The organism is Streptomyces sp. NBC_00158 (assembly GCF_045160885.1).
GTDB lineage: Bacteria > Actinomycetota > Actinomycetes > Streptomycetales > Streptomycetaceae > Streptomyces.
Genome location: NZ_CP108161.1, coordinates 2,439,332 through 2,464,333, shown reverse-complemented (window position 1 = coordinate 2,464,333; position 25,002 = coordinate 2,439,332). Strand labels below are relative to the sequence as shown.

Genomic DNA, 25,002 nt, shown 5'->3' with positions numbered 1-25,002 from the left:
CGACGAACCGGACAGGGGTCGCTGGTGGCCCGGGAAGTGATCGGCGTGATCGACACAGACGGTGAGTGCGCCGAGTGGGCCTTCCCCGCCGAGCCCGGTGCCGTCCGCACCGCACGCCACGCCGTGCGCGGCACCCTCCGCTCCTGGGGCCTCGACTCCGTCGGCGACGTGACCGTCCTGCTGGTCAGCGAGCTGGTCACCAACTCCCTGCGGTACGCCTCCGGCCCCATCGGGGTCCGCCTGGTACGGCGCAATCCGGCCGCTCCGGACCTGGCCGGCGGCCCGGCCCTGCTCGTGGAGGTTTCCGATCCGCTTCCGGATCCGCCCCGCGAGCGCATCGCCAAGCCGGACGACGAGGGCGGGCGCGGCCTGCACCTCGTCGCCGTCTCCGCGCGCCGGTGGGGGACCCGGCACGGCAAGACGGGGAAAACCGTGTGGTTCGAGTTGGCTCTTCCTGGTGAGTAACAAGGAGAAGGGCGGCAGTGGGTCTCCCGGGCGGCGTCTGGGGAGACCACCGGACATGGCCGGAAAACAACGGGACCCTTTTGTGATCGTGAACGCCGTGCCGTACGGGGCCGTGGTGCTGAATACTTCGGTCATGGCCGGTCCGGTTGCGGTGAGCTGGAGGGGACGGTCGCGTGAGCGAGATACCTGCGCAGACACATCAGGCCCGCGTGCCCGGGGAGCCTTTGCACGACTCCCTGTGGCACAGCAGTCCGCCTGGCTCGATATACGACTACATAAAGGTCGCCTCCTTCTCGATCGGCCCTGACGGGCTCATCGACCAGTGGAGCCTGCGCGCCGAGGAGCTGTTCGGGCTCGGCGCGGCGCAGGCGGTCGGCCGCGACCCGGTCGAGGCCTTCATGCCGCCCGAGCTGCGCGAGGGCGGGCACCGCAAGGTCGGCGAGATCCTCGACGGCAAGGAGTGGACCGGCCTGATCCCCTTCCGCATCCCCGGCGGCAAGGGCGCCCACGGGGTGGCCGAGATCTATGTGATGCCCACCCAGACCGAGAGCGCCGAGCGGGCCGCACTCTGCGTCGTCGTCGACGTGCGCGCGCTGCGCCGCATCGAATCCGACCTCGCCGCATCACAGGCCATATTCGGCCAATCTCCCTTCGGGTTCCTGCTCTTCGGCACCGACCTCACCGTGCAGCGCGCCAACCGGCGCTTCGCGACCGTCTTCGGCGGCACCGTCGCCGAGCACCGCGGCCGCACCGTCCACGACTACCTGCCGCCCCACGAGGCCGACCGGATGGCCGAGGCCCTGCGCCGGGTCCTGGAGACCGGCGAATCCGTCACCGACCTGCGGATCACCGGAGCCACCCCCCGCAGCCGCGACGACCGCCACTGGTCCATCAACCTCTACCGGGTCCACGACGGCACCGGCCGCCCCATCGGCGTCGCCGGCCTCGGCACCGACGTCACCCGCCGCCACCTCGCCGCCCGCGAGGCCGCCGGGGTCCGCCGCAACCTCGCCCTCCTCAACGAGGCCGGCCACCGCATCGGCAACTCCCTCGACCTGGAGACCACCGCCCGCGAACTCCTCGACGTCACCGTCCCCGGCTTCTGCGACCTCGCCGCCGTCGACCTCTACCAGGGGCTGCTGCTCGGCGACGACGACCGCCCCGCCCGCCCGCAGGGCCCCGGCGTGCCCTCCCTGCCCGACCAGGGCGCCCGCCGCGCACCCTCCGCGAAACTGCGCCGGGTGGCCTTCGCCTCCGCCGTCTCCGACGCCCCCCTCTCGGGACCCGGCGCACTTGTCGCCGTCGGCGAGACCCACCGCTACCCGGCCGCCTCGCCCGGAGCGATGGTCCTGCGCACGGCACGGCCCCGGCTGGTCGACGCGGCCGGCCCCGACGACCTCGTCCAGTCCACCCTGATCGTCCCGATGGTCGCCCACGACACCGTCGTCGGCCTCGCCCAGTTCTCCCGTACGAAGGGCAGCGAGCCCTTCGGCGAACGCGACCGGGCCGTCGCCGTGGAACTCGCCGCACGGGCCGCCGTCTGCATCGACAACGCCCGCCTCTACCGGCGCGAGCACGAACGGGCGCTGATCCTCCAGCGCAGCCTGCTCCCGCCCGGCGACCCCGAGGCCGCCGGCCTCGACATCGCCTGCCGCTACCTGCCCGGCAACGCCGCCACCGAGGTCGGCGGCGACTGGTTCGACGTCATCGAACTCCCCGGGCACCGCACCGCCCTCGTCGTGGGCGACGTCATGGGCCGCGGCCTGCGCGCCGCCGTCGCCATGGGCGAACTCCGCACCGCCGTACGCACCCTCGCCCTGCTGGACCTCGAACCGGCCGAGGTGCTCACCGCCCTCGACGAGGTCGCCCGCGGCCTCGGTGCCCCGGGAGGCGCCCAGCAGGCCTCGCGGGCCGCCCTGCACTCCCGCGACGCCGACCGCTCCGAGGTCTACCTCGCCACCTGCGTGTACGCCGTCTACGACCCGGTCACCCGGCGCTGCACCATCGCCAACGCCGGCCACATGCCGCCCGTCCTCGTCGAACCCGCCGAGGACGGCGCCGAACCGCGCCCCGGGCTGCTGCTGGAGATCCCGACCGGAATGCCGCTCGGGGTGGGCGGCGAACCCTTCGAGGAGGTCGAGGTCGAACTCCCCGAGGGCGCGCTCCTCGCCCTCTACACCGACGGCCTGGTCGAATCCCGCGACCACCCCCTGGAAGAGGGCCTGCGGGGCCTGCGCCGGGCGGTCGCCGATCCGTCCCGCCCCCTGGAGGAGGTCTGCGACCACGTCCTGAACACCCTCCACACCCGGCACGGCGAGGACGACATCGCCCTGCTCATGGCCCGCGTCCAGGGCCTGCCCGCCGGAGCCGTCGGCGACTGGCAGCTCCCCCGCGAGGCCCGCTCGGTGGGCCGGGCCCGGGAACTGGCCAGGGCCAAGCTGCCCGGCTGGGGCCTGGAAGGCCTGCTCGACACCACCGAACTGCTCGTCAGCGAACTCGTCACCAACGCCCTGCGGTACGGGGAGGGCGAGATCCGGCTGCGGCTGCTGCTGGACCGGACCCTGGTGTGCGAGGTCTGGGACGGCAACCTCGCCCAGCCCAGGCGCCGCCGCGCCCGGGACACCGACGAGGGCGGCCGCGGCCTCCAGCTCGTCGGCCTGCTCTCGGCCGGCTGGGGCACCCGCCGCACCCACCGGGGCAAGACCGTCTGGTTCGAGCTCCCGCTCCCGATGCCGGGCGGCGCACCGGGAGAGGCGGTCACCGAACTGTCGGCGGAACAGCTGCTGAGCATGTACGGCTGAGCACGTACGGCCGAGGAGGAACCCGTTCAGGCCGCCCGGGACTTGAGGGCGGCCAGGCGGGCCTCGATCTCCGAGGACCTGCCGAGGTCGTCCAGCGCCTCGAACTGGGCGTCCAGGGAGGAGGCCGCCAGTTCCGACTTGCCCATGGCCATCGCCTCCTCCCGGCGCACCTTCTCCTCGAAGCGGTGCAGTTCGCTGGTCGGGTCCAGCACGTCGATGTTCTCGACCGCGTCCAGCATCGTGTTCTGCGCCTGCGCCGTCTTCGCCCGCGACACCAGCTCGTCCCGCTTGGCCTGGAGCTCCGTCAGCTTGTCCTTCATCGCGCCCAGGCCCGCCCTGAGCTTGTCCACGACCTCCGTCTGAGCCGCGATCACCGGCTCCGCCGTCGCCGCCTCCTTCTCCGACTGCAACTGCCGGCCCAGGGCCACCTTCGCCAGGTTGTCGAAGCGGTCCCCGTCCGCCGCGGCGCCGGACGCGCGCAGCTCGTCCGCCTTGCGGCTGGCCGCGAGGGCCTTGCCGCCCCACTCCGCGGCCGCGTCCACGTCCTCCTTGTGGTCGGCCTCCAGCATCCGCAGGTTGCCGATGGTCGTGGCCACCGCCTGCTCGGCCTCCGAGATGTTGTTCGAGTAGTCGCGGATCAGCTGGTCGAGCATCTTCTGCGGGTCCTCGGCCTGGTCCAGCAGCGCGTTGATGTTGGCCTTCGCGAGCTGGGTGACACGGCCGAGGATCGTCTGCTTGCTCATCGGGGTCCTTCCTGATGGGGTCTGGTGCCTCGTCGTTCAGAAGCGGCCGCCGCCGCCCATGCGGCCGCGGGTCCCGCCGCCCCCGTAGGAGCCGGGCCCGCCGCCGAAGCCGCCTCCGCCTCCGCCTCCGCCCCCGCCGAAGCCGCCCCGGCCGCCGCCGCCCCGGAGGATCTCGCCGAGGATGATCCCGCCGAGCACGGCACCGCCCCGGCCGCCGCCCGCGCGCTGACCCGCGTACGGGTTCCGGTACGCCCGTACGTCCTCCTCCGCCAGCTGCTGCGCCTGCCGCGCCAGCGAGTCCGCCTGCTGCGCCTCCGCCAGCGCCCCCGCCGGGTCCTGTCCGGCCAGTGACGCCGACCGCTCCAGGTGCCGCTGCGCCTCCGCCAGCCGGGTCCGGGCCTGGCTGCCGACCGCGCCACGGCTGGTGGTCACGTAGTCCGTCGCCGCGCCGATCGCGCTGCGGGCCGACAACCGGGCCTGGTCCAGCAGCGCCGCCGCCCGCCGCCGCCCCGACTCCTGCTCCCGCGCCCCCGCCAGCGCCTCGTCCAGCGCCGCGTCGGCCTCCTCCACCCGGCGCAGCGCGTCGATCGGGTCGTACCGGCCCGCCGCCTGCTCCCGCCGTACGTCGGCCAGTACGGACTCCGCCCGGCCGATCCGGCCCCGCAGGTCACCCGTGGCGGAGCCCGCCTGCGTACCGGTGAGCAGGCCGCGCGCGTCGGCGAGGTCCGTCTCCGTCTCCGTGAGGGCGCCCGGCAGCTTCCCGGCCGCCTCCGCCAGCTCCTGCGCCCGCCGCTCGACCGCGTCCACCAGGGTCGCCGCCTGGTCCACCGCGCCCTCGGCGGCCCGTACGTGCACGGCGGCCCGGCCGTTGTCACCGGTGTCCAGGGCGGCCCGCGCCCCGCCGAGGCTGGTCGTCGCGAAGAGCAGCCGGTCCTTCGCCTGCTCCGGGTTGGAGGCCACCGGCGCCGCCGCGGAGTCCGCGTAGCGGCCCGTCAGCGCGGCGAGGGTGGCCTCGGCGGTCGTCGTACGGCCCGTCAGGGCGCGGAAGTGCGCCTCCACCGTGGCCAGGGCCCGCGGGGCGTTCTTCTCCAGGTCCCGCAGCCGGTCGAAGTCCGCCGACTCGGCGTCGAGCCTGCGGTTCGCCTCCGTGCAGCGGGCCACGATCTCCTCCAGCATCCGGCGCCGGGTCGCGTCGTCCTCCGGGTAGGCGTCGTCCAGCTGCTGGCGCAGCCGGAAGGCGTGCGTCAGCTCGTCCTTGGCGTACGCCACCGCCGCGGTGAAGGTGCCGACCGCGTCGTCGCCGAACTGCGCGGTGGCGAAGCCCAGCTCCTCGGTACTGGTGCGGACGGCGTCGTCCGTCTCCACCAGCAGGGCCTTCGCCCTGGCGTCGAGCTCCGGCAGCGGGGTGGGCTCGGCCCGCGCCCCGTCCCAGCCGGCGTGGGCGGTGGTCGTGCCCCGGCCCGTCCCGTCGCGCTTGCGGCGGCGCCGGTACGCGTACACCCCGAGCGCCCCCGCCGCACCGACGGCGACCACCGGCAGCACGAAGTCCCCTGCCCCGCCCACCCCTTCCGCCGCCCCGCCGGGGTCGGCCGGGCCGGGGGTGACGACGGGCACCGGCACCGGCTTCCCGCCGAGCACGGCGTCGTAGCCGTTCGCCGCGCCGATGGCGGCACCCGCCCAGTCGTTCTGGCGCAGGGCGGGCTCGATGGCGGTACGGGCGACGTCCGCGAGCTGCGCCTCGGTGAAACCGGAGTCGACGTCGGCCGAATAGGCGTACTGGCGGTCGCCGGTCGCCACCGCGAGCAGCACGTCGTCCCGGCCGAGGCCGTTCTTCTGCGCGGTGGCGTCGGCCCAGCCCTGCGGGGCGCGGCCGGAGAAGTCACGCACGTACGCCACGAAGAGCTGGACCTTCCGGTCGGCGTAGAGCCGCTCCAGCGCGGCGGCCACGGCGGGCGCCCGGTCGCCGAGGGCGCCGACGCGGTCGGTGACCTGTCCCTGCCTCGACAGGGCGACGGGGTCCTCGGCGTGGGCCGACTGCGTCGGCAGTGCGAGCAGTGCGAGCAGCGCGGCGGCGAGGATCAGGCCCCGGAGGGCGGCGGTGCCTCTCAGCGGATACACATTTCGGAGGCTATGGGCCGTTCCGGCCCTCCGCACCCGGAGCCTTCCGGGGCCGGGGCCAGTGGGCCGCCTGCGGCTGGCCGGCCGCTGCGCGGGGCCGTCCCCTACCCGCCCTTCAACCGTTCTCGCCTCAATCGCCGGCGCGGCTCAAGACACGGCGCTACCGCGCCCGCGCCTCAAACGCCGGCGGGGCTATGGATAGCCCCGCCGGCGTTTGAGGCGACGGGGTCAGGGGGCGGAGCCCCTGGGAACGGTGGAAGGGCGGGTAGGGGACCTCGCCCCGCGCAGCGGCCCACCCACCCGCACACGACCCACCGGCCGCGCGAGCGGCGCGTGAAGAGGGGCGGCGCGTCAGGGCATCGGCAGACCCGTCAGGGTCGGCTGGGTCTGGATCAGGGTGCCGGCGGCGACGACAGGGGCGGGACCGCCCGCCGGATGGTCCCAGTGCCCGCGAGGCCGCCCCGTGGCGACGTCCAGGCCCGTCACGAACGGCAGCGCCGCCCTCCCCAGCAGCCCCCGGCGCCCGCCGTGGGAGGACTTCACGTACAGCACCCCCCGCCGCACCCCCAGCAGCTCCAGCACGCACTCCGTGCCCTCCCGCCGGGTCACCGGCCGCTGCCACCGCACCGCCCCGCTCTCCGCGTCGAGCGCGAACACCACGTCCCAGCCCTGCTCCGCCCGGTACGCGGCCGCGTACACCACCCCGTCCTCGACGAGCAGCCCCGCCGCCGGCGTCCCCGGCTCGAAGCGCCACAGCTCGTACCCCTTGCGCCGGTCCAGCGCGCGCAGCACACCGCCGGCCAGCACGTGCACCGGCCCGCCCGGCAGGTGGTCGGGGGCCGGCCGCGCGCCGGCGTCGTAGCCGCGCGGCCAGGACCACAGCGGGGTCCCGCTCGGCAGGTGCAGCGCCCGCAGCTGCCGGCCGTCCCCGAGGACCAGGCACTCGCCCGCGACCGTCAACGAGGTCACGCCCGACAGCGGGTGCCGCCACACCGGTTCCCCGGCGGCCTTGTCCAGGGCGGTCAGCTCGTCCTGCGTCCTGTGCAGGACCAGCCCCGGCGCCGGGACCAGTCCCGCCGGCTTCGTCAGCTCCCGCCACCACCGCACCCGCCCGTCGGCCGGATCCCGGACCACGAGCCGCTCGCGCGACCCGGCGCCCGACCCCACGACCACGCACACGGTGTCCGCGTCGGCCCTGCACCACACCCACTCCGGCTCCGGCAGCGGCCGCGCCCGCACCCCCTCGTCGGCGTACGCCGTCCAGCGTCCGGAACCCGTCGCCGCGTCCACGCAGCCGACCTCGGACCCCGCCGTCCACACGACCCGCTCCCCGGCGGCGTGCAGCGCGTCCGGGCGGTCCCCGGTCCGCCACCCCGTCGCGGGCCGGGTACCGGCCGCGCGCGGGCGCGGGGGCACCGCGCGCGGGGGCGGGGTGCCCGGGTCGGCCGCGGCGGCCGCCAGCCAGGGCGCTCCCGCCGTGCAGTCCCGGGCGATCCAGGCCAGCTCCCGGCCCCGCTCGGCGGGTTCGGCCAGCCGGCGGGCGGCGGCGGCCCGCTCCTGCGCGACGGCCGGGTCCAGTACGGAGGGGCGGCCCTGCGCGCTCAGGTCCCGGGCGGCGTCGAGGGCCGCGCGGGCCGCGTCCAGTTCCTCGTCCGCGGTGTCGGCCAGCGCCTGCTCCGCCAGGGCCAGGGCCTCGGCCGCGCCCGCCCGGTCCCCGACGGCGGAGCGTTCGCCCGCCACCCGGCACAGCGCCCGCACCCGGGCCCCGCCGCCCGGGATCCGCGCGGCCAGCCGGAGCGCGGCGGGCAGGTCCCGCCGGGCGACGGCGGTGACGGCCCTGGACTCGGTGGCCGCCCGGACCACCGGGCTCTGGATCAGGGACAGGTACCCCTCGGCCCGGGGGAGGTCGGCCGGGGCGCTCGCCAGCGCGGCCCGCGCCAGTACGGCCTCCTCGGCCGGGCTGCCGCCGAAGTACCAACGGGCCAGCCGGACCCCGCGTTCGGGGGCGACCGCGGCGAGTTCCTCCGCGACCTTCCGCAGCCGGGCCGTCCGCTTCGGGTCGGGCACCGGGAAGAGGGCCTGCTGCGCGTCGGTCAGCACCCGTTCGGTGCGGGCGGGGGCGTCCCGCGAGATCCGCCGGGCCAGCCCGGTCAGCAGCGCGGCCACCCGGGCGCCGTCGCCGTCCCCGTCGGTCCAGGCCCAGAGCTCGGCGTCGGCCAGCAGCCGGCCCGCGAGGCCCGCGTCGAAGCGCGCCGCGGCCTCCGCCGCGAGGGCGAGCCCCTCGGTGCGCGCCTCGCCGGCCCCGGGCGGCAGGGAGGTCAGCGTCTCCTCGGCCTCCAGCAGCAGCTCCCGTACGAAGTCCCGTACCGGGGCGGGAACGAAGCCGCCCACCTCCCGCTCGGGCCCCGGCCCCGGCTCGCCCCCGGGCCCCGGCTCGCGCCCCGGCTCCGGTTCGCGCCCCGGCCCCGGCTCGGGCCCCGGCCCCGGCTCGGACCGGGCCTCCGGCCCCGGCTCGGGCCCCGGCTCGGGCCCCGGCTCGGGCCCCGCCCCCGGTTCGCGCCCCGGCCCCGCCTCGGACCGGGCCTCTGACCCCGGCTCGGGCCTCGGCCCCGGCTCCAGCTCCGGCCCCGGCCCCGACCCCGGCTCCAGCTCCGGCCCCGGCCTCGGCCCCGGCTCCAGCTCCGGCCCCGGCCCCGACCCCGACCCCGGCTCCAGCTCCGGCCCCGGCCCCGACCCCGGCTCCAGCCCCGGCCCCGGTTCGGCCTCCGGCTCCGCCCGCCGCCCGTCGGCGGGGACGGAACCCCCCGCCGCGCCGCCGGCCGCGATCCGCTCCAGCCCCCGCAGCGCCCCCGCGACCCACTGCGCCGACTCCGGACGGTCCCGCGGGTCCTTCGCCAGCAGTGCCAGCACCAGCCGGCCCAGCTCCGCGGACACCCCCGGCACCTCCAGAGGCGCGGGCGCGTCCTCCACGTGACGCCGCATCAGGACGTACATCGGCTCCGCCGACCCGAAGGGCGGCTCCCCGCTCAGGAGCGCGTACAGCACGCACCCCAGCGCGTACAGGTCGCAGCGGGCGTCCACGTGCTCGCCGCGCCACTGCTCGGGCGCCATGTACGGCGGGGTGCCGAACATCCGCCCGGTCACCGTCCACCCCGCCGTCGCGTCGGCGGAGTGGGCTATGCCGAAGTCGCAGATCTTCAGGCGGCCGCCGGGCAGCAGGAAGAGGTTCTGGGGCTTCAGGTCCCGGTGCACCACGGCCTGTTCGTGCGCGGCGGCCAGCGCCTCCGCCGTCTGCGCGGCCAGCGCGACCGCCTCGCCCGCCGGCAGTCCGCCCGGCGAGCGGGCCAGCCGTGCCCCCAGGTCCTCGCCGGAGAGCAGCTCCATCACGATGAACAGGCGCCCCTCGTGCTGCCCCACGTCGTGCACGACGGTGATGCCCGGGTGCTGGAGGCGCGCCCCGATGGTGGCCTCCCGCCGGAACCGGGCGATCAGTTCCTCGTTGGTCGCCGCGTCCAGCAGCACCTTGACCGCCACGGCCCGGTGCAGGGCCTGGTCGTGGCCGTGCCACACCTCGCCCATGCCTCCGGCGCCGAGCCGCCGGTCCAGCCGGTACCGGTCCGCCAGTACTTCCCCCACCCGCACCGCGAAGCCCCCTGAGATCACGTCGTCCGACGGTCATCCAGGGGGCATTGTCCACCGCGAAGTGAACTAACGGGGGTCGGAAGCCGAACGGCGCCGGATCTTGTTCCCCAGCCACACCAGGGGGTCGTACTTGCGGTCGACGGCCCGCTCCTTCAGCGGGATCAGGGCGTTGTCGGTGATCTTGATGCCCTCGGGGCAGACCTCCGTGCAGCACTTGGTGATGTTGCAGTAGCCCAGCCCGTGTTCCTCCTGGGCGGTGCGCTTGCGGTCCAGGCCGGTGTCCGCGGCCGCGTCCAGGGGGTGCATGTCCAGCTCCGCGACCCGCATCAGGAAGCGGGGGCCGGCGAACGCGGCCTTGTTCTCCTCGTGGTCGCGCACCACGTGGCAGGTGTCCTGGCACAGGAAGCACTCGATGCACTTGCGGAACTCCTGCGAGCGTTCCACGTCCACCTGCTGCATCCGGTACTCGCCCGCCGCGACCCCCGGCGGGGGCACGAAGGCCGGGACCTCGCGGGCCTTGGCGTAGTTGAAGGACACGTCCGTGACCAGGTCCCGGATGACGGGGAAGGCGCGCAGCGGGGTGATCGTGACGGTCTCGTCCCGGCCGAAGACGGACATCCGCGTCATGCACATCAGCCGCGGCCGGCCGTTGATCTCCGCGCTGCACGAGCCGCACTTGCCCGCCTTGCAGTTCCAGCGGACGGCGAGGTCGGACGCCTGGGTCGCCTGGAGCCGGTGCACGATGTCCAGGACCACCTCGCCGTCGTGCACCTCGACGGTGAAGTCCCGCAGCCCGCCGCCCTCCGCGTCGCCCCGCCAGACCCGGAAGCGTGCGTCGTATGTGGTCACCCGTACAGCTCCTCTTCGGCGAGGTACTTGGCCAGCTCTTCCTTCTCGAAGAGCGCGAGCAGGTCGGGCCGGATCGGTTCGGTGCGGACCCGTTCCAGCGCGATCCGCGCCGCGCCGGGATCGGCGGGGGCCGGCACGACCGGGCGGCACAGCAGGTTCACCGGCCGCCACTGCCGTTCCATCGCCGGGCAGTCCTCGCGGGTGTGCCCGCCGCGGCTCTCGGTGCGCTCCAGGGCGGCGCGGGCCACGCACTCGCTGACCAGCAGCATGTTGCGCAGGTCCAGCGCCAGGTGCCAGCCCGGGTTGAACTGCCGGTGCCCCTCGACCCCGGCGCGGGAGGCCCGTACGCGCAGGGCCGCGAGCCGTTCCAGGGCCTCGGCCATCTCGCCCTCGCGGCGGATGATGCCGACCAGGTCGTTCATCGCCGTCTGGAGCTCCTGGTGGAGGGTGTACGGGTTCTCCGCGCCCTCCTCGGCGTGGAACGGGGCGAGGGCCTCGGCGGCCGCCGCGTCGATCTCCGCCTGGGAGACGGCGGCCCGGCCGGCACCGGCGGCCGCCGCGTGCTCGGCCGCGTGCAGTCCGGCCCGCCGGCCGAAGACCAGCAGGTCGGAGAGGGAGTTGCCGCCGAGCCGGTTGGAGCCGTGCATGCCGCCGGCGACCTCCCCGGCGGCGAACAGGCCGGGTACGCCGACGGTGGCGGCGGTGTCGGACTCGACCGCGATGCCGCCCATCACGTAGTGGCAGGTCGGGCCGACCTCCATGGGCTCGGCGGTGATGTCCACGTCCGCCAGCTCCTTGAACTGGTGGTACATGGAGGGCAGCCGGCGTTTGATCTTCTCGGCCGGCATCCGGGTGGACACGTCGAGGAAGACCCCGCCGTGCGGGGAGCCGCGGCCGGCCTTGACCTCGGAGTTGATGGCGCGGGCCACCTCGTCGCGGGGGAGCAGCTCGGGCGGGCGCCGGTTGTGGTCGGGGTCCTCGTACCAGCGGTCGCCCTCCTCCTCCGACTCGGCGTACTTCTCCTTGAAGACGTCCGGGACGTAGTCGAACATGAACCGCTTGCCCTCGGAGTTGCGCAGCACCCCGCCGTCGCCGCGCACGGATTCGGTGACGAGGATGCCCTTCACCGAGGGCGGCCAGACCATGCCCGTGGGGTGGAACTGGACGAACTCCATGTTGAGGAGGGGGGCTCCCGCGAGCAGGGCCAGCGCGTGGCCGTCGCCGGTGTACTCCCAGGAGTTGGAGGTGGTCTTGAAGGACTTGCCGATCCCGCCCGTGGCCAGGACGACGGCGGGCGCCTCCAGGACGAAGAAGCGGCCGGTCTCGCGCTCGTAGCAGAAGGTCCCCGAGACCCTCTCCCCGTCCTTGGGACCGCGGTCCTTCAGGCTGCGATCTTTCAAAACCCGCGTGACCGTGCACTCCTGGAAGACCTTGAGCCGGGCCTCGTGGTCCCCGTGCTCCTCGAAGTCCTCCTGCTGGAGCTGGACGATCTTCTGCTGGAGGGTGCGGATCAGTTCCAGGCCGGTGCGGTCGCCGACGTGCGCGAGGCGCGGGTACTCGTGGCCGCCGAAGTTGCGCTGGGAGATCCGGCCGTCGGGCGTGCGGTCGAAGAGGGCGCCCCAGGTCTCCAGTTCCCAGACCCGGTCGGGGGCCTCCTTGGCGTGCAGCTCGGCCATCCGCCACTGGTTGAGGAACTTGCCGCCGCGCATGGTGTCGCGGAAGTGGACCTGCCAGTTGTCGCCCTCGTTGACGTTGCCCATGGAGGCGGCGATGCCGCCCTCCGCCATCACCGTGTGGGCCTTGCCGAAGAGGGACTTGCAGATCACGGCCGTACGGGCGCCCCGTTCCCGGGCCTCGATCGCGGCCCGCAGTCCGGCACCGCCCGCGCCGACCACGACCACGTCCCACTGCTGCCGTTCCACTTGAGCCATCTCAGAAGATCCTCGGGTCGGTGATGGTGCCGCTGGCCAGCAGGTACACGTAGAAGTCGCAGAGGGCCACGCTGATCAGGGAGGCCCAGGCGAGCTGCATGTGGCGGGCGTTGAGCCGGCTGACCCAGCCCCACAGGCGGTAGCGGACCGGGTGCTTGGAGAAGTGCTTGAGGCGGCCGCCCATGATGTGCCGGCAGGAGTGGCAGGACAGGGTGTAGGCCCAGATCAGCACGATGTTGGCCAGGAAGACCAGTGTGCCCAGCCCCATGTGGCCCCAGGCGTAGTGCTCGTCGCGGAAGGTCAGCACGGTGTCGTACGTGAGGATGCCCGCGACGGGCACCGCCGCGTAGAAGAAGTACCGGTGCAGGTTCTGCAGGACCAGCGGGAAGCGGGTCTCACCCGTGTACGAGGCGTGCGGCTCGGCGACGGCGCAGGCGGGCGGCGAGGCCCAGAAGCCCCGGTAGTAGGCCTTGCGGTAGTAGTAGCAGGTCAGCCGGAATCCGAGCGGGAAGACCAGGATCAGCAGGGCGGGGGACAGGCCCCACCAGCTGCCGAACAGGTCGAGGTTGGGGCCGCCCCGCATGGTCTGGCAGTTCTCCGCCAGACAGGGGGAGTAGAACGGCGAGACGTACGGGGCCGCGTAGTAGTGGTCGTTGGCGAAGGCCCGCCAGGTCGAGTACGCGATGAAGGCGAGCAGCCCGGCCGCGGTGCCGGCGGGCGACAGCCACCACCGGTCGGTCCGCAGGTGCCGGGCCGTGATCGCGGCCCGCGAGGGGCCGTGGACCCCGCCGGGCCGCTGCTGGGGTGGTTCCGTGCCTGTGGCCAAAGGGGACTCCGGGTGGAGTGGTCGAGGGGTGGCCCAGGAGGCCCGGCCGCCGGAGCGGCCGGGCCAGATGGGGGTGCTGCGCGGGGACGTGTGGCGGCGGGTCCTAGGGGGCGCGGCGGTCGCGGGCGCCGAGGCCCTCGTCGTCGGTGTCCGTCCACAGCGCGTTGTCGTACGGGGTGTCCGGGATGGTCACCATCCTGGATTTCTCCGGCGGCCCGGAGCCGGCGGCCGGCGACTGCCGGGCGACGTCCTTCTCCAGCTGCTCCACCGAGCGGACCAGCTGGTCGAGACTGCGCCGTACGGCGGTCAGATCGTCTTGCAGGGACATGACTTGCCCTCACTTCCGCAGGGTGCGGTGGCAATGCTCACGGGCGCCTGCGAGTGTCGCGCCTCCCGTCCCCGGTTGTGAAGGGACGTGCAGCGATTCCGGGCGCGCAGGCGCAAACCGTGCGCCCCTCCCTGCCCCCATTTTCATCCCTCGAACGAGGGAACGCGCGGCTGGGCGCGGAGCCCGGCGGCGGCCGGGGGCGGGGGGCGTGCCCGGGGGCGCAAGCGGGATTGGTCCGCACGGGTGGGGTTCGCGGCGTGGCGAGGGGCCGCTGCGGAGGACGCGGGCGGTGGTCGATTTCAGTGGGTTTCCACACCGGTGTGATCAGCTCCATATACCGCCGAACGTGATCAAGACCCTCGTCTCACGGCCCTCGCGCCCCGCCCCGGAGGTACCACCCATGACCCAGAGAAGGCGCAGGTCCTTGGCGCTCCTCACCTCGGGAGTCCTCGCACTGCCGCTCCTCGCGGGCTGCGGCGCGGGCGAGGACGAGGGCGGCCCGGCCGCCGCCGGACCGGACGTCGCGACGACCGTCCGCGAGCAGGTCGCCGACGGCGGCGTGCTGCGCTGGGCCGTGGACTCCCTGCCGGAGACCCTGAACACCTTCCAGGCCGACGCGGACGCCACCACCGGCCGCATCGCAGGCGCGGTCCTGCCGCAGCTGTTCACCCTGGACGCCAAGGGCCGGCCGGTGGCCAATCCCGACTACCTGGAGAAGGCCGAGGTCGTCGAGCGCGAGCCCAAGCAGGTCGTCCTGTACAAGCTGAACCAGCAGGCGGTGTGGAGCGACGGGCGCGAGATCGGCGCCGCCGACTTCGTCGCCCAGTGGCGGGCCCTGAACGGCAAGGACTCGGCGTACTGGACCGCCCGCAACGCCGGCTACGACCGGATCGAGAAGATCGAGCGCGGCAAGACCGACCTGGAGGTCAAGGTCACCTTCGTCAGGCCGTACTCCGACTGGCGCTCCCTGTTCAGCCCGCTCTACCCCAAGCAGGTCATGGGCACCCCGGAGGCCTTCAACGAGGGGGCCCGCGGCGCCCTCAAGGTCACCGCCGGGCCCTTCGGCCTGGGGGCCATCGACAAGAAGACCGGCACCGCCGCGCTCACCCGCAACCCCCGCTGGTGGGGCCGGCCCGCGAAGCTGGACACCCTCGTGCTGACGGCGGTGCCCCGGGCGGGCCGCCCGGCGGCGCTGGCCGCCGGGAAGGTGGACCTGGCCGAGATCGACCGCTCGGGCGCCGACCGCATCGCCCTCGCCCACCGGGACGCCGGCCGGGTGGACGGCACGCACGGCCCGGGCGCCTCCCTCACCCCCGCGCAGGCCACCCTCTCCTGGGCGCTGGCCCACGGGGCCGACGAGGCCAAGGCGAAGGAGGAGCAGGAGACCCGCCAGAAGAACGCCGACGCCGTCAAGAAGTACGCGGAGGAGCAGTCCGCGCTGCGCGGCTTCACGGTCCGCAAGTCGCTGGAGGCCGCCTACACGCAGCTGGCCATGAACGGGGCCTCCGGCCCGCTGTCGGACGAGCGGGTCCGCCGGGCCGTCGCCCGCGCCCTGGACCGCAAGACCCTCGCCGAGATCGTCCTGAAGCCCCTGGGCCTGCCCGCGAAGCCGGTCGGCAGCCACCTGGCGCTGGCCGGGCAGCAGGCGTACGCCGACAACAGCGACGCCCTCGGCGGCCAGGACACCCAGGCGGCGCAGGCCCTGCTCGCGGACGCGGGCTGGCGCAAGGGCGGCAAGCTGAACGAGCCGGCGAAGGCGGGGGCCGAGAGCGCGGAGAGCTCGCAGGACGACTCCAAGACCCCGGCGGGCGCCAAGCCCGGACCGGGCGACGGCACCGGCGACGACGGCCTCTACATCGTGGGCGACGAAGACGGCCGCAACGGCGACCTCCGCTCCGCCACCGCCGACCTGGGCATCCGCCGGACCCGGCCCGGCCTGCCCGGCGCCCCCGCCCCCGCCGCCGGGCTGCGCGTCCTGCCGCAGACGCCGGTGCGCGGCTTCGGGGCCGACGCGGCCGAGGGCGTCGCCTCCTTCGGCCGCACCGACGGGCCCTCGCCGGCCCTGGCGCCGGCCTCCCTCGCCGCGCAGCAGGAGCACGTCCTGCTCGCCCAGGCGGAGGCCCTCGCGAAGGCGGCCGCCGCGGCCGCCGACGACGCCAAGGCCCCGGCGGAGGGCGAGGAGGCCAAGGAGGACACGGACGCCAAGGAGCCCGCGGCCGCCGCCAGCCCGGCCCCCGTGCCCGCCCCCGCCAAGCAGGCCCGCACCTCCGGCGCGATGCTCGCCAAGGACGGCAAGCCGCTCAGCCTGCGCTTCGTCCTCCCGGCCGGTCCCGGCTCGGAGGCCCTGCGCTCGGTCGGCGAGCGGATCTCCCAGATGCTCCAGAAGATCGGCATCAGCACGGAGATCAAGAAGGTGGCCGACGAGAGCTTCTTCAAGGACCACATCGCCTCGGGCCAGTACGACCTGGCCCTGTACTCGTGGCCCGCGACGGCCTTCCCGGCCACCGACGCCCGCCCGATCTTCGCCAAGCCCGAGCCGGCCGCCGACGGCTCCCTGCTCGTCGAACAGAACTACACCCGGGTCGGCACCGACCACATCGACCAGCTCTTCGACCAGGCCGCCGGCGAGCTGGACGAGGCGCAGGCCCGCGAGCTGATGCGCAAGGCGGACGCCCGGATCTGGGCCGCGGCCGGTTCCATCCCGCTCTACCAGCGCCCCGAGCTGGTCGCCGTCAAGCCCGGCCTGGCCAACGCCGGCGCCTTCGGCCTCGGCGCGCCCCGCTACCAGGACATCGGCTGGAAGAAGCCGCCGACCGCCAAGGACACCAAGGGCGCCAAGGACGGCGAGAAGAAGTAGCCGCGGACATCGGGTGAAAAAACGGGGCCTGTCAGGTTGACCCCCGGGTAGCAAGCTCAGAAGTGACTCAAGTTCCTTGCCCGCCGGATCCCCGGCGGGCAAGGTCGTACGTACCCATTGACCCGCATGAACACAGGCCGCACCCCGCGCCGGGACCCCCCACCCGAATCCCGGCGCTCCTCAGCCGTCCGGCCTCTTGACAGACCCCCCGGCAGGCGGTTCCCGCCACTCGACGTACGATGGGGTAAGGCCGTGGCAGGTTTCCGCCCGGCAGAGGCTCGCGTGCCAGGCCGTACGCGACGCCATCCACGATCCCGGGAGAAGCGCCGAAGTGCCCACGCGCCACGACATCCGTAACGTCGCCATCGTCGCCCACGTCGACCATGGCAAGACGACCATCGTCGATGCCATGCTCAAGCAGGCCGGTGCCTTCGCCGCCCACCAGCAGCTCGACGACCGCATGATGGACTCGAACGACCTGGAGCGTGAGAAGGGCATCACGATCCTCGCCAAGAACACGGCGGTGAAGTACCACCCCAAGGACGGCGGGGCCCCGATCACGATCAACATCATCGACACCCCCGGCCACGCCGACTTCGGTGGCGAGGTCGAGCGCGGTCTGTCGATGGTGGACGCCGTCGTCCTCCTGGTGGACGCCTCCGAGGGTCCGCTGCCGCAGACCCGCTTCGTGCTCCGCAAGGCCCTCCAGCAGCGCAAGCCGGTCATCCTCTGCATCAACAAGACGGACCGCCCGGACTCCCGGATCGACGAGGTCGTCAACGAGACGTACGACCTGTTCCTCGACCTGGACGCCGACGAGGACCAGATCGAGTTCCCGATCGTCTACGCCTGCGGCCGTGACGGCGTCGCCTCGCTGACCAAGCCGGAGGACGGCACCGTCCCCGCCGACAGCGAGAACCTGGAGCCGTTCTTCTCGGCCATCCTGGAGCACGTCCCGGCCCCGGTGTACGACGAGGAGGCCCCGCTCCAGGCCCACGTCACCAACCTGGACGCCGACAACTTCCTCGGCCGCATCGCGCTGCTCCGCGTCGAGCAGGGCGAGCTGCGCAAGGGCCAGACCGTGGCCTGGATCAAGCGCGACGGTTCGATCTCCAACGTCCGCATCACCGAGCTGATGATGACCGAGGCGCTCACCCGCAAGCCGGCCGAGGTCGCCGGTCCCGGTGACATCTGCGCCGTCGCCGGTATCCCCGACATCATGATCGGCGAGACCCTGGCCGACCCGGAGAACCCGGTCGCGCTGCCCCTGATCTCGGTCGACGAGCCGGCGATCTCCATGACCATCGGTACGAACACCTCCCCGATGGTCGGCCGCGGCGGTACGGGCAAGGGCGCGGACGCCAAGGCCGCGGTCAAGGACCGCAAGGTCACCGCCCGCCAGGTCAAGGACCGTCTGGACCGCGAGCTGATCGGTAACGTCTCGCTGCGCGTCCTCGACACCGACCGCCCGGACGCCTGGGAGGTCCAGGGCCGCGGTGAGCTCGCGCTCGCCATCCTGGTCGAGCAGATGCGCCGCGAGGGCTTCGAGCTGACCATCGGCAAGCCGCAGGTCGTCACGCAGGAGATCGACGGCAAGACGCACGAGCCGGTCGAGCGCATGACCATCGACGTGCCCGAGGAGCACATGGGTGCGGTCACGCAGCTCATGGGCGTCCGCAAGGGCCGCATGGACAACATGTCGAACCACGGCTCCGGCTGGGTCCGCATGGAGTTCGTCGTCCCGTCGCGCGGCCTCATCGGCTTCCGCACGGAGTTCCTGACCAACACCCGCGGTACGGGCATCGCCCACTCGATCCACGAGGGCCACGAGCCGTGGTTCGGCCAGCTGGTCACCCGCAACAACGGCTCCCTGGTCGCCGACCGCTCCGGCGCGGTCACGCCGTTCGCGATGATCAACCTGCAGGAGCGCGGCGTCCTGTTCACCGAGCCCGGCACCGAGGTGTACGAGGGCATGATCGTCGGCGAGAACTCGCGCTCCGACGACATGGACGTGAACATCACCAAGGAGAAGAAGCTCACGAACATGCGTGCGGCTTCGGCGGACAACACGGAGAACGTGATCCCGCCCCGCAAGCTGTCCCTGGAGCAGTCCCTGGAGTTCTGCCGCGACGACGAGTGCGTCGAGGTCACCCCGGAGGCCGTCCGCATCCGCAAGGTCGTCCTGGACCAGAAGGAGCGCTCGCGCACCGCGTCGCGCGCCAAGTCGGCCAAGTAGTCCGCGAGTCGGACTCTGGCCGAAAGCAGTACGGCTGACAACGGCCCCTCCCCGCACCGTCCCGGTGCGAGGAGGGGCCGTTCGCGTTTGTCAAACGGATTGTTGAGTTCAGGTGTCCGCATACCGACCGTGACGCTCCGGATGATGAGCTAACCGTCCGTTTCGCACGTGTCTGTCTCCTATCCGTTTGTCCGGATTTCGGGTTTTCGCCATGCGGTGATGTTGTGAAAACGAGACCACTTAAGTGTGGTTTACGGCCTGGGAGTCCCTGAGGATTGGCTCCATTGAGCTCGGGTCAATGGGTCACACGCTGTGGGGAGCGTCGACTCACGAGCACACACGATGGGACCGGATTTCGCTGTCAGGGGTGTCAGCGGGAACCGGGTCCTTCACGAATCGACAGTGACTCCTGAGGAGGCAAATACCCATGCGCGGAGCAACGAGCGCCAAGTGGGTCGCGGGTGCCGTGATCGTGGCCATGGCCGCGACGGCCTGCAGCACCGGTAGCAACGACGCCGGTGGCAAGGGCGGCAACATCACCGTTGTGCTCGGCGAGCCGCAGCACCGCCTGATCGGTCAGGACACCGCTGAGTCCGAGGGCTCCGAGGTCATGAACGCGGTCTTCAGCGGTCTGGTCAAGTACGACACCAAGACCAACGAGCCGAAGCTCGACGTCGCCGAGTCCATCGAGAGCACGGACTCGAAGACCTGGACCATCAAGGTCAAGGACGGCTTCACCTTCCACAACGGCGAGAAGGTCGACGCGCAGTCGTTCGTCCGCGCCTGGAACTGGGGCGCCAACCAGGAGAACGTGGCCGAGGCCATGCCGTTCTTCGCCAAGATCGAGGGCTCCGACGAGCTCGCGCCGGGCAAGGACAAGAAGCCCACCGCCAAGGAGCTCAAGGGCCTCAAGGTCGTTGACGAGAAGACCTTCACCGTCACGCTGAAGGAGCCCTTCTCCCAGTTCAAGACCATGCTGGGCTACAACGCCTTCTTCCCGCTGCCCAAGGCCTTCGAGACCATGGACTCGAAGAAGTTCGGCGAGAACCCGATCGGCAACGGCCCCTTCCAGATGGACGGCGCCTGGGAGCACAACAAGCAGATCAAGGTCAAGCGCTTCGACAAGTACCCGGCCGAGGGCCGTGCGAAGCTCGCGGGCGTCACCTTCAAGATCTACGACAACATGGACACGGCGTACAACGACCTGCGCGCCGACAACATCCAGATCGTCGACAAGCTCCCGATCTCGGCGATGGCCACCGTCTCCCAGGAGTTCGGCGACCGCTACATCTACAAGCCCGAGTCGGCCGTCGGCTACATCGGCCTCCCGCTGGAGACGAACCCCGAGGCGTTCGGCAAGCTGGAGATCCGACAGGCCATCTCCATGGCCATCGACCGGGACACGCTGACGAAGACCATCTTCAACGGCACCCGCAAGCCGGCCGACGACTTCATCAGCCCCATCATCCCGGGCTACCGCAAGGGCGCGCTGGGCGAGGTCGGCCAGTACAACCCGACCAAGGCCAAGGAGCTCTTCGAGAAGGCCGGCGGTGTTCCCGGCAACAAGATCGAGCTCGGCTACAACGCCGACGGCGGCCACAAGGAGTGGATCGAGGCCGTCGCCAACCAGCTGAAGGCGAACCTCGGCATCGAGGTCACCGCCAAGCCGTACGCCAAGTTCGGTGACATGCTGGACGACCTCGGTGCGGCGAAGTACAAGGGTGCCTTCCGCATGGCGTGGTCGATGGACTACCCGGCGGCGGAGAACTACCTGCGTCCGGTCTTCTCGAAGGTCGCGATCGAGCAGGGCTCCAACTACGGCCACTACCGCAACGACGAGTTCGAGAAGGTCATGGCGGACGCCGACAAGGCGACCGACGCCGCCGAGGGCCTGAAGCTGTACCAGAAGGCCGATGACATCATCATCCGCGACCTTCCGTACATCCCGGTGTTCACGTACATGTCCTCCGCGGCCTACTCCAAGTCCGTGAAGAACGTCGAGGTCGACGCCCAGGGCCAGATGGACCTGGCGAACGTCGAGCGCAACTAACACCCCTCGTCACTTAGGGGAGTTCGCGGGGGCGGGTAGACGGAATCAGGTTTCCGTCTGCCCGCCCTTTCCCCCTGTTCTTTGCTGGAGGTCTGATGGGCCGCTACCTCATCCGCCGACTCATACAGGCGATCCCTGTGCTGATCGGCGCCACGTTCCTGATCTACCTGCTCACCTTCGCGATGCCCGGCGCTGACCCGATTCAGCTCCTCGCCGGCGAGAAGAAGGCAGACCCGCTCGTCGCCGCCATGCTGCGCGAGAAGTACCACCTGGACGACCCGTTCCTGCTGCAGTACTGGAACTACATCACCGGTGTGTTCCAGGGTGACCTCGGCGAGACCCTCACCGGGCGCAAGGTCACCGACCTGATCGGCGAGGCGTTCCCGTACACGGTGAACCTCGCGATCTTCGCCTTCGTGATCGAGGCGATCGTCGGCGTCGCGGCCGGCATCATGGCCGCCCTGCGCCGCGGCAAGTTCCTCGACCAGCTGGTCCTCATCTCCACCCTGATGGTCATCTCGATCCCCGTCTTCGTGACCGGCTTCGTCCTCCAGCTGACCCTCGGCGTCCAGCTGAAGAACAGCTGGGGCATCGAGCTCTTCTCCGTCTCCTTCAACGAGAACGACGGACTCCAGGCCTACCTCCTCCCGGCCTGGGTGCTCGCCTCGACCTCGCTCGCGTACGTGGCCCGACTCACCCGTACCAGCCTGATGGAGACCATGCGCGCGGACTACGTCCGCACCGCGACCGCCAAGGGCCTGCCCCGCCGCCGCGTCGTCGTCAACCACGCGCTGCGCAACGCGCTGATCCCGATCGTCACCTTCCTCGGCGCCGACCTCGGTGCCCTCATGGGCGGTGCGGTCATCACCGAGCGCATCTTCAACATCCACGGCCTCGGCGGCCTGCTCGCCCAGTCCGTCTACCTCAAGCAGGGTGCCGTCGTCGTGGGTGGTGTGACCCTCCTGGTCCTCATCTACCTCGTCGCCAACCTCCTTGTGGACCTGCTGTACGCCGTGCTCGACCCGAGGATCCGCTATGCGTGACACGAATACGGTGGAGGACTCGATGACCGACACCCAGACGGCCGCGGCCACCTCCGGGGGCAAGCAGGCCGGCAAGGTCCAGGACAAGAAGAAGAAGGACCGCGAGGCCAGCCTCTGGTCCGACGCGATCGACGACCTGCGCCGCAACCCGATCTTCATCATCGGTGCAGTGCTCGTGGTGTTCCTGCTGATCGTCGCGGCCGTGCCGCAGCTGTTCACCGACGGCAGCCCGTTCGACGCCGGCGCCTGCAAGCTGGAGGACTCGCTCAAGACCCCGAGCGCGGCCCACTGGTTCGGCTACGACATCCAGGGCTGCGACGTCTACACGCGTACCGTGTGGGCCGCCCGCAACTCCGTGATCGTCGGCGTCGTCACCACGACGCTCGTCCTGCTCGTCGGCGGCGCCCTCGGCCTGATCGCCGGCTGGGTCGGCGGCTTCGTGGACAGCATCCTGTCCCGGTTCACCGAGATCTTCTTCGCCATCCCGCTGCTGCTCGGCGGCATGCTGATCATGTCCGCCATGCCCGGCAACGCCTGGACCGTCTCCCTGGTCCTCGCGGTCCTCGGCTGGCCGCAGATCTTCCGCATCATGCGGTCCTCGGTGCTGCAGAACAAGAACAACGACTACGTCGTGGCCGCCCGCGCCCTGGGCGCCGGCACCATGCGCATCACGATCCGCCACATCCTGCCGAACGCCGTCGCCCCCGTCATCGTGGTCGGCGCGATCAGCCTGGGTGTGTACATCTCCGCCGAGGCGGCCCTGTCGTACCTCGGCATCGGTGTCCAGCCCCCGGAGATCTCCTGGGGCCTGATGGTCAGCGACGCCTCGGCCCGCTGGCTCCAGGCACCGCACGTGCTGCTGTTCCCGTCCATTGCGCTGAGCGTCACCGTGCTCGCGTTCATCATGGTCGGCGACGCGGTGCGCGACGCCCTCGACCCGAAGCTGCGCTGAGGAAGGGCGTACGTTGACCACCATCGACAAGACCTCGAACGTCCCCGCGCCCCGCTCGGCGCCGGAGGGGACCCCCCTCCTCGATGTGCGCGACCTGCACGTCGAGTTCCACACCCGCGACGGTGTCGCCAAGGCCGTGAACGGCGTCTCGTACTCCGTGAACGCCGGCGAGACCCTCGCCGTCCTCGGCGAGTCCGGCTCGGGCAAGTCCGTGACGGCGCAGGCCATCATGGGCATCCTCGACATGCCGCCCGGCAAGATCCCCTCCGGTGAGATCCTCTTCCAGGGGCAGGACCTGCTGAAGCTCCCGGCCGAGGACTACCGCAAGATCCGCGGTTCGAAGATCGCCATGATCTTCCAGGACGCCCTGTCCTCGCTGAACCCGGTGCACACCGTCGGCGCCCAGCTCGGCGAGATGTTCCGCGTCCACCGCGGCATGTCCAAGAAGGACTCGCTGGCCAAGGCCGTCGAGCTCATGGACCGGGTGAAGATCCCCGCCGCCAAGGCGCGCGTGGGCGACTACCCGCACCAGTTCTCCGGCGGTATGCGCCAGCGCATCATGATCGCCATGGCGATGGCCCTGGAGCCCGACCTGATCATCGCCGACGAGCCGACCACGGCCCTCGACGTGACGGTCCAGGCCCAGGTCATGGACCTGCTCGCGGAGCTCCAGCGCGAGATGAACATGGGCCTGATCCTGATCACCCACGACCTCGGCGTCGTCGCCGACGTCGCGGACAAGATCGCCGTCATGTACGGCGGCCGGATCGTCGAGACCGCCCCGGTCCACGAGATCTACAGCCGCCCGGCGCACCCGTACACCCGCGGCCTGCTCGACTCGATCCCGCGCCTGGACCAGAAGGGCCAGGAGCTCTACGCGATCAAGGGTCTGCCGCCCAACCTGCTCGACCTCCCCACGGGCTGCGCCTTCAACCCGCGCTGCCCCAAGGCCCAGGACATCTGCCGCACCGACGTGCCCGTCCTGCACCAGGTGACCGAGCAGGACGGCACCGAGCTGCCGGGCCGCGGCAGCGCGTGCCACTTCTGGAAGGAGCAGATCCATGGCTGATCTCACCAAGCCCAAGGGCGAGCCGATCCTTCAGGTGCGCAACCTGGTCAAGCACTTCCCGCTGACCCAGGGCATCCTGTTCAAGAAGCAGATCGGCGCGGTCAAGGCCGTCGACGGGGTCTCCTTCGACCTCTACCAGGGCGAGACCCTCGGCATCGTCGGTGAGTCCGGCTGTGGCAAGTCCACCGTCGCCAAGCTCCTCATGAGCCTGGAGAAGGCCACCGCCGGCGAGGTCTTCTACAAGGGCCAGGACATCACCAGGCTGTCCGGCAAGGCCCTCAAAGAGGTCCGCCGCAACATCCAGATGGTGTTCCAGGACCCGTACACCTCGCTGAACCCGCGCATGACGGTCGGCGACATCATCGGCGAACCGTACGAGATCCACCCCGAGGTGGCCCCGAAGGGCGACCGGCGCCGCAAGGTCCAGGAGCTCCTGGACGTCGTGGGTCTGAACCCGGAGTACATCAACCGGTACCCGCACCAGTTCTCCGGCGGCCAGCGCCAGCGCATCGGCATCGCCCGCGGCCTCGCGCTCCAGCCCGAGATCATCATCTGCGACGAGCCGGTCTCCGCGCTCGACGTGTCGGTGCAGGCGCAGGTCATCAACCTGATGGAGAAGCTCCAGGACGAGTTCAACCTCTCCTACGTCTTCATCGCGCACGACCTCTCCATCGTCCGGCACATCTCGGACCGCGTGGGCGTCATGTACCTGGGCAAGATGGCCGAGATCGGCACCGACGCCGAGATCTACGACCACCCCACCCACCCGTACACCCAGGCCCTGCTCTCCGCCGTGCCGGTGCCGGACCCGGAGGCCCGCGAGGGCCGCGAGCGGATCATCCTCACCGGTGACGTCCCCTCCCCGGCCAACCCGCCGTCGGGCTGCCGCTTCCGCACCCGCTGCTGGAAGGCCGAGGAGAAGTGCTCCACGGAGGAGCCGCTGCTGGCGATCCCGACGCGCTTCCAGGGTGTCGACACCCCGGCCGCGCACGAGTCGGCGTGCCACTTCGCGGAGGACCGGGCCGTCCTGGCCGGCTGACCTCCCGTACGGCGTACGCGTCCCAGGGCGCCCGCGCCCGGAGCACCAGCTCC

Annotated in this window: 16 protein-coding genes; 9 read left to right on the top strand and 7 right to left on the bottom strand. The window is 72.1% G+C overall.

The features are described from left to right. The first annotated feature begins 36 nt into the window (after window positions 1-36). Window positions 37-465: an ATP-binding protein gene (locus OG553_RS10910; protein ID WP_042803982.1), complete on the top strand. Its 429-nt coding sequence runs from the start codon at window positions 37-39 to the stop codon at window positions 463-465. Between the two features lie 182 nt (window positions 466-647). After that, window positions 648-3,266, top strand: coding sequence for a SpoIIE family protein phosphatase (locus OG553_RS10905; protein ID WP_405983014.1), 2,619 nt, complete (start codon window positions 648-650; stop codon window positions 3,264-3,266). Between the two features lie 26 nt (window positions 3,267-3,292). Here OG553_RS10905 and OG553_RS10900 read toward each other — a convergent pair whose 3' ends face one another. The 7 genes from OG553_RS10900 to OG553_RS10870 all read right to left on the bottom strand — a co-directional run bounded on the left by OG553_RS10900 (window position 3,293) and on the right by OG553_RS10870 (window position 13,703). Beyond that, a complete protein-coding gene (locus OG553_RS10900) occupies window positions 3,293-4,009 on the bottom strand; it encodes a PspA/IM30 family protein (RefSeq protein ID WP_405978777.1) in 717 nt (238 codons plus the stop codon). A 36-nt stretch (window positions 4,010-4,045) separates the two neighbouring features. Next, window positions 4,046-6,118 carry a TPM domain-containing protein gene (locus tag OG553_RS10895; RefSeq protein ID WP_405983013.1) on the bottom strand — a complete coding sequence of 691 codons (2,073 nt, stop codon included), beginning with the start codon at window positions 6,116-6,118 and terminating at the stop codon, window positions 4,046-4,048. Window positions 6,119-6,478: 360 nt separating this feature from the next. Then, window positions 6,479-9,790, bottom strand: a complete 3,312-nt coding sequence (locus OG553_RS10890) for a protein kinase domain-containing protein (protein ID WP_405978776.1) — start codon at window positions 9,788-9,790, stop codon at window positions 6,479-6,481. A 45-nt stretch (window positions 9,791-9,835) separates the two neighbouring features. Beyond that, complete coding sequence (locus OG553_RS10885) at window positions 9,836-10,618, bottom strand: succinate dehydrogenase/fumarate reductase iron-sulfur subunit (RefSeq protein WP_405978775.1); 783 nt, start codon at window positions 10,616-10,618, stop codon at window positions 9,836-9,838. After that, on the bottom strand, window positions 10,615-12,549 hold the full coding sequence (locus OG553_RS10880) for a fumarate reductase/succinate dehydrogenase flavoprotein subunit (protein WP_405978774.1): 1,935 nt from the start codon (window positions 12,547-12,549) through the stop codon (window positions 10,615-10,617). Before OG553_RS10880 ends, OG553_RS10885 begins: the two co-directional genes overlap by 4 nt. A 1-nt stretch (window position 12,550) precedes the next feature. Continuing rightward, window positions 12,551-13,375, bottom strand: a complete 825-nt coding sequence (locus tag OG553_RS10875; RefSeq protein WP_405978773.1) for a hypothetical protein — start codon at window positions 13,373-13,375, stop codon at window positions 12,551-12,553. A 103-nt stretch (window positions 13,376-13,478) separates the two neighbouring features. After that, window positions 13,479-13,703 (bottom strand): hypothetical protein, encoded by a 225-nt coding sequence (locus tag OG553_RS10870; RefSeq protein ID WP_405978772.1) that lies wholly within the window; start codon window positions 13,701-13,703, stop codon window positions 13,479-13,481. Window positions 13,704-14,103: 400 nt separating this feature from the next. Between OG553_RS10870 and OG553_RS10865 the strand changes: the two genes are divergently transcribed. From OG553_RS10865 to OG553_RS10835, 7 genes are all read left to right on the top strand, one after another. After that, complete coding sequence (locus OG553_RS10865; protein ID WP_405978771.1) at window positions 14,104-16,560, top strand: ABC transporter family substrate-binding protein; 2,457 nt, start codon at window positions 14,104-14,106, stop codon at window positions 16,558-16,560. 331 nt (window positions 16,561-16,891) lie between these two features. Then, window positions 16,892-18,796, top strand: coding sequence for a translational GTPase TypA (gene typA / locus OG553_RS10860; protein ID WP_405978770.1), 1,905 nt, complete (start codon window positions 16,892-16,894; stop codon window positions 18,794-18,796). Between the two features lie 427 nt (window positions 18,797-19,223). Further along, entirely contained in the window at window positions 19,224-20,846 is a 1,623-nt protein-coding gene (locus OG553_RS10855; RefSeq protein ID WP_405978769.1) for an ABC transporter substrate-binding protein, read from the top strand. 95 nt (window positions 20,847-20,941) lie between these two features. Further along, entirely contained in the window at window positions 20,942-21,889 is a 948-nt protein-coding gene (locus OG553_RS10850; protein ID WP_405978768.1) for an ABC transporter permease, read from the top strand. After that, complete coding sequence (locus OG553_RS10845) at window positions 21,882-22,841, top strand: ABC transporter permease (protein WP_405978767.1); 960 nt, start codon at window positions 21,882-21,884, stop codon at window positions 22,839-22,841. The genes OG553_RS10850 and OG553_RS10845 overlap by 8 nt, the downstream gene beginning before the upstream one ends. A 13-nt stretch (window positions 22,842-22,854) precedes the next feature. Continuing rightward, the gene (locus OG553_RS10840) at window positions 22,855-23,910 is read left to right on the top strand and encodes an ABC transporter ATP-binding protein (RefSeq protein ID WP_405978766.1); all 1,056 of its coding nucleotides are present in this window, start codon (window positions 22,855-22,857) and stop codon (window positions 23,908-23,910) included. Then, entirely contained in the window at window positions 23,903-24,949 is a 1,047-nt protein-coding gene (locus OG553_RS10835) for an ABC transporter ATP-binding protein (protein WP_405978765.1), read from the top strand. The genes OG553_RS10840 and OG553_RS10835 overlap by 8 nt, the downstream gene beginning before the upstream one ends. The last annotated feature ends 53 nt before the right edge of the window (window positions 24,950-25,002 follow it).